This window comes from Amycolatopsis sp. NPDC058278 (assembly GCF_042881395.1).
Taxonomy (GTDB): domain Bacteria; phylum Actinomycetota; class Actinomycetes; order Mycobacteriales; family Pseudonocardiaceae; genus Amycolatopsis.
Window position 1 is genome coordinate 1 of record NZ_JBHVXZ010000244.1, and the last position, 5,103, is coordinate 5,103.

Genomic DNA, 5,103 nt, shown 5'->3' on the forward strand with positions numbered 1-5,103 from the left:
GCCGTGGACGCCGCCCGCCGGGCAGCCCGCCCGGCCGAACCCGCCGGGCCCGGCGGCGGGCGCCCGGCCCGCGTCCGAACCGGCCGGGAAGAGCGGCCGCAAGCTGTGGGGCGTGATCGCGATCGTGGTGGTCGTCGTGGCCGCGCTCGTCGTCGCCGGGGTCGTCGTGTTCAAGAATTCGGGGGAGCAGGTCGAGAGCGGCAAGACGCTTTCGCAATACGACTTCAAGTTCGTCGCCCCGGAGGACTGGGTCCAGACCGACGACCGGGTCGCGGACAAGCAGGTCGTGATCCACCCGCAGGAGTCCCGTGACGGCAACGACCTGGTGGTCGCGCAGGAGTACGTGATGGACTACGACGCGACCGCCGACCCGCAGAAGCTCGTCGACCAGCTGAAGCGCAGCGCGGACCAGGAATCCGCGCGCTACAGCGCGTTCGACCCGAGCCTTTCGTACGCCGGCAAGACGGTGATCGGGTACCACGAGAGCAAGCCGGACCGGCCCGATCTCCAGGTCGACTGGTACGTCGTGGCGAAGGGCCGGATCCGCGTCCACGTCGGCTGCCAGTACGCCACGGCCCCGCTGCGGGACCGGGTCGCGGCCGCCTGCGCGCAAGCCGTGCGCACGGTCGAAATCCGCAACTGAGAGGAGGGCACGCGGTGCCGTCCGAAGAATTCGAAAGCGCCGCGGCGTCCTTCACGCGGATCGGGCAGGACGCGGTGACGCATTCCCGGCGCGTCACCGGGAACGCGCTCGCGCGCAGCCGGCGGCGGCACAGCGAGAACGCCGAACTGCTGAAGCAGAGCGGGCGCGGGACGAAGTCCGGCGACCCGACGCCCGGGACGCTGCGCGCGGCCGCCGAACGATTCCGCCGCGCCCGCGGGCTGGCGGTTCCCGCGGCACCCGATCCGGTTCCTTCGCGTTCGCAACCTCCCGCGCGGACCCCTCGATCGGGTGACGACGACGAAGACTTTTCCCAGATGCGAATCATGCAGCGCGACCAGTGAAACCGCGCTGCCGGTGGCTGTGCGCGTGCTAATCCCGCTGGTGGCGAACGCTTTTTCGGGTGATGCGCCACCGGTTCGGGGCGTTCTCCCGATACCCGTGGCGACCGGTTCCCGGTGGGGGCGTTAACGCAAGCAACTACTTCCGGGCAAACCACGACAAGGGGGAACCGGACATGGCAGTGTCTGCGTCGTAGGGCCGTACGAACGAAGAAACACGGTTACGGCCGACCACCACTCTTAAGAAGGGGGTTCCGGTATGAGCGCCGGATTCCAGGGAACAGTCGCCCAGTTCACCGACGCCGAGGGCAAGGTCACCGAGGTCCGGGCGCAGATGGACCAGAACCTCTCGACGCTGCGCGACCGCATCGAGGCCACCCGCGCCGGCTGGCAGGGTGAAGCGCAGAAGGCGTTCGACCACGTGATGCTGCGCTTCGACGAGGACGCCCGCGGCATGAACCAGGCGCTGCAGCGTATCGGTGAGCTGCTCCGCGAGGCCGGCTCCAAGTACGAGCGTTCCGAGCAGCAGCAGCAGGAGATCATGGGTGCCATCAACCGCGGCTTCGACCAGCTCGGCTGATCTCCGTCCTGAACTTTTCCCTTCACTCACCCTAACTTTTCAGCACAAAAGGAGCACATCATGCCTGATGGCGCCGGCATTGTCGTCAATTACGCCACCATCCGCGCGGCCGCGGACGACTGCACGTCGACGGGGGGCGAGCTGCAGGCCGCCTTCGACCGCCTCAAGGACGACCTCAAGCCGCTGACCACCACCTGGACCGGTTCCGCGAAGGAGCAGTACGACGCTGCTCAGCGTACCTGGGACCAGAAGTTCGAGGACCTGAAGCAGGTTCTGGCGCAGATCGCCGCCGCCCTGCCGCAGATCGCCGACGGCTACCAGCAGACCGACAGCGCCGTCGAAGGCCTGTTCTGAGCCGGTAGCCCCGGAAACCACGGCGGGCCCGCACTCCGGTGCGGGGCCCGCCGTTTTCCGTTGCGCGGCCGGGTTTTGCCGGCCTCGGTGTTCGCCGGACTCGGGTTTTGCCGGACTCAGTGCGGCGCGCCGACCTCGTACTCGGGCCGGTCGTTGAGCACCCGCACGGTCACCTTCTTCTGCTGCCCGCCGATGGTCACCGTGCAGTCGAACGTCGTGCCGTTCCGCGCGGCTTCGTTCGCCGGGCACTGCGCGTCCTTCACGTCGGGCTCGCCGTAGTTCTCGTTGAGGACCTTGACCACACCGTCCTCAAGGGACTGCCGGTCGAGCACGTCCCCGCGGAACGCACCCAGCAGCCACGCCGCGCCACCGCCGAGCGCGAGCACCAGGACCGCGGCGACCGCGATCAGCAACGGCTTCTTCGACTTCGGCTTCTTCGCCGGCTCGACGGCGAAGGCGCCGAGCCCGCCGTACTGCGCAGGCTGGAACCCGCCGCCGTACTGCTGCTGCCCGTGGCCCGGCGCCGGCTGCTGCGGCGTCGGCTGGGACGGCGGCTGTCCCGGTTGCCACGGCCCGCCACCCGGCTGCCCGGGCTGTCCCGGCTGCCACGGCCCGGCACCCGGCTGTCCCGGCTGCCAGGGCCCGGAGAACGAGCCCGACGGCTGCCCCGGGTGCCACTGGCCGGTGTAGGACCCCGTGGTGTCCGGGCCGGGAGCCGCGCCCGGGTCGGCGTTCTGCTGCCACTGCCCGGCGTGCGGGCCGGTCGCCTGGTGTTCCGGCGGCCACCCCGCGGGGGCGCCGGGCGGGTTCGACGGCGGCTGCCACCACTGCTGCTGCCGCGGGTCGGGTGGCTGGGACGGTGGCGACGGTGTTGACGGTGTGGTCATCGGAGATCACCTCGGGTCGTGGTCACGCCTCAGCTGCCCTGCGCTTCGCCGAGCCGGCGGTAGAAGTCGTCCATCGCCGCCCGGTCGGGCAGCACCGTGATCTGGCTCGCGTCCGGCAGCTTCGGCATGTCCTGCAGGCTCGCTTTGCCGGTGAACCGGAACTCGTACTTGAGTTCGAGCTGGTGGCCGTCGCCGGCGAACTTGGCCTCCATCACGAAGGAGACGAGGCTGCCGTCCGGGTTCAGCGTGATCGTGGCCGGGACCGCGGCCTTCTTCAGCTCCGGCCCGATCTGGCCGGTGATGCTCGGCGGCAGGATCTCGACCTTGTCCTTGACGAAGATCCCGAACGGCACGTTCACCGTCAGCGCGGTCTTGCCGTCGCCGAGGCTCTTCGCCCCGCGGACGGCGCGCTTGTCGCCCTGGTACGCCTCCACGGTCGAGTCCGCCATCCGGCACGGCGTCAGCACCCCGCCCCAGGCGCACGGCACGACCAGCCCGCCCTCCGGCTTCGGCATCGACACCCACGCCGTCGGCGAGACGCCCTTCTGCACGTACATCGGGCCGAGGTAGGTGTACTCGACCGTGCCGTCGGCGGGCGTGTACGTGTCGATGATCTCGTCCGGGTTCTTCTGCGACCGGTGCCGCACCGCCCGGTTCTCCGGGCTGCCCGTGCGCGCCGACGTCACGGTGCTGTGGATCCACTTGTCGTCGAACTTGAAGTAGGCGTCCAGCGAGTTGGTGACGTCGCGCGTGTCGGTGATCGCGTCGCCGAGCTTGCCGATCACCTGCTCGAACTTGGCGCCGACGTAGTCGGCCGCGTCGTCGCCCTTCGGCAGCGCGGTGCCCGCCTTCGCCTGGCCGCAGGCGCTGACCAGGGCCAGCAGGGCGCCCAGGACGAAGATCGCCGTCGGTCGTTTGCTCATGCGCCGTCCCCTGCTCGCCTGGTGCCGCCGGAATGGCCCCATCCTCGCGTGTCGCGGTGGCCCGTGCAGGCGCTTCGGCGGGAAAACTCCGGTAGGGTCCCGGCTGCGCCCGGGCCGTCCGGAGCTTAATATGGGCGCTTCCACCACCCCCCATGCGCGGGTGCGGTGACCGTGGGGGTATCTTCATATGTCGTTGTGCGCTGCGGCGCGTAAGCGCTAGGCCCGCACAGAACCCACACGCAATGTTGACGACGAGGTAGACCCTTGCCCACGTACAGCCCCAAGCCCGGCGACGTCACTCGTGCCTGGCACGTGATCGACGCCGAGGATGTCGTGCTCGGACGGCTGGCGACCGAGGTCGCCACGCTGCTGCGCGGCAAGCACAAGCCGACCTACGCCCCGCACGTGGACACCGGTGACTTCGTCATCATCGTCAACGCCGAGAAGGTCGCGCTCACCGGAAACAAGCGCGAGCAGAAGTTCGCGTACCGGCACAGCGGTTACCCGGGCGGTCTGCGGAAGCGCTCGTTCGGCGAGCTGCTGGACACCAAGCCCGAGCACCTTGTCGAAAAGGTCGTCAAGGGCATGCTGCCGAAGAACAAGCTCGGCCGCGCCCAGGCGAAGAAGCTCAAGGTGTACGCCGGCCCGCAGCACCCGCACGCCGCGCAGCAGCCGTCGGCGCGCGAGATCACCAAGATCGCGCAGGTCGCGCAGTGAGTGAGGAACAGTCTGTGACCAGCACCGAGACCGAGACCCCCGAGGTCGTTGAGGCCCCCGAGGCGACCGAGACCGGCGTCGTGGCCACCAGCGAGACCCCGGCCGCGACCAGCGAGACCCCGGCCGCGACCAGCGAGACCCCGGTCGCCACGAGCGAGAGCGCTGCCGCGCCGCGCCCGTCGCGGGCCGCGGGCGGCAACGCGCAGACCGTCGGCCGCCGCAAGGAAGCCGTCGTCCGCGTGCGCGTCGTCCCGGGCACCGGCCAGTTCAAGCTCAACGGCCGCACCCTCGAGGAGTACTTCCCGAACAAGGTGCACCAGCAGCTCATCAAGGACCCGCTGGTCCTGGTCGAGAAGCCGGACTCGTTCGACATCTTCGCCAACCTGCACGGTGGCGGCGTCTCGGGTCAGGCGGGCGCGCTGCGCCTGGCGATCGCCCGAGCGCTCATCGAGGTCGACGCCGACGACCGCCCGGCCCTCAAGAAGGCCGGCTTCCTGACCCGTGACGCGCGCGCCACGGAGCGGAAGAAGTACGGCCTCAAGAAGGCCCGCAAGGCCCCGCAGTACAGCAAGCGCTGATCGCGCCCCCAGGCGCGGACCACCGGAGCGGGCATAACTGACCAGGTAGGGGGCGCCCGCGT

General features: G+C 70.0%; 8 protein-coding genes. 6 read left to right on the forward strand and 2 right to left on the reverse strand.

Annotated elements, in window-relative coordinates:
- From ACFVYA_RS49415 to ACFVYA_RS49430, 4 genes are all read left to right on the forward strand, one after another.
- Window positions 1–643, forward strand: a 643-nt coding sequence (locus ACFVYA_RS49415) for a type VII secretion-associated protein (protein ID WP_387055548.1), incomplete at its 5' end; no start/stop codon positions are given.
- Between the two features lie 14 nt (window positions 644–657).
- On the forward strand, window positions 658–1,005 hold the full coding sequence (locus ACFVYA_RS49420) for a hypothetical protein (RefSeq protein ID WP_285988125.1): 348 nt from the start codon (window positions 658–660) through the stop codon (window positions 1,003–1,005).
- A 256-nt stretch (window positions 1,006–1,261) separates the two neighbouring features.
- Entirely contained in the window at window positions 1,262–1,582 is a 321-nt protein-coding gene (locus ACFVYA_RS49425) for a WXG100 family type VII secretion target (protein WP_285988126.1), read from the forward strand.
- 60 nt (window positions 1,583–1,642) lie between these two features.
- A complete protein-coding gene (locus ACFVYA_RS49430) occupies window positions 1,643–1,936 on the forward strand; it encodes a WXG100 family type VII secretion target (protein WP_285988127.1) in 294 nt (97 codons plus the stop codon).
- Window positions 1,937–2,052: 116 nt separating this feature from the next.
- Here ACFVYA_RS49430 and ACFVYA_RS49435 read toward each other — a convergent pair whose 3' ends face one another.
- Entirely contained in the window at window positions 2,053–2,823 is a 771-nt protein-coding gene (locus ACFVYA_RS49435) for a DUF4333 domain-containing protein (RefSeq protein ID WP_285988128.1), read from the reverse strand.
- Between the two features lie 29 nt (window positions 2,824–2,852).
- The gene (locus ACFVYA_RS49440) at window positions 2,853–3,746 is read right to left on the reverse strand and encodes a hypothetical protein (protein ID WP_285988129.1); all 894 of its coding nucleotides are present in this window, start codon (window positions 3,744–3,746) and stop codon (window positions 2,853–2,855) included.
- Between the two features lie 264 nt (window positions 3,747–4,010).
- Here ACFVYA_RS49440 and rplM point away from each other — a divergent pair, with 264 nt between their 5' ends.
- Window positions 4,011–4,463, forward strand: coding sequence for a 50S ribosomal protein L13 (gene rplM / locus ACFVYA_RS49445; RefSeq protein WP_285988130.1), 453 nt, complete (start codon window positions 4,011–4,013; stop codon window positions 4,461–4,463).
- Between the two features lie 14 nt (window positions 4,464–4,477).
- Window positions 4,478–5,041, forward strand: a complete 564-nt coding sequence (rpsI, locus tag ACFVYA_RS49450; protein ID WP_387055551.1) for a 30S ribosomal protein S9 — start codon at window positions 4,478–4,480, stop codon at window positions 5,039–5,041.
- Window positions 5,042–5,103 lie beyond the last annotated feature (62 nt).

Bases quoted from the DNA above. Each gene is read 5' to 3' on its own strand.
- ACFVYA_RS49425 (WP_285988126.1), top strand. From the start codon at position 1,262: ATGAGCGCCGGATTCCAGGGAACAGTCGCCCAGTTCACCGACGCCGAG.
- ACFVYA_RS49430 (WP_285988127.1), top strand. From the start codon at position 1,643: ATGCCTGATGGCGCCGGCATTGTCGTCAATTACGCCACCATCCGCGCG.
- ACFVYA_RS49435 (WP_285988128.1), bottom strand. From the start codon at position 2,823: ATGACCACACCGTCAACACCGTCGCCACCGTCCCAGCCACCCGACCCG.
- ACFVYA_RS49440 (WP_285988129.1), bottom strand. From the start codon at position 3,746: ATGAGCAAACGACCGACGGCGATCTTCGTCCTGGGCGCCCTGCTGGCC.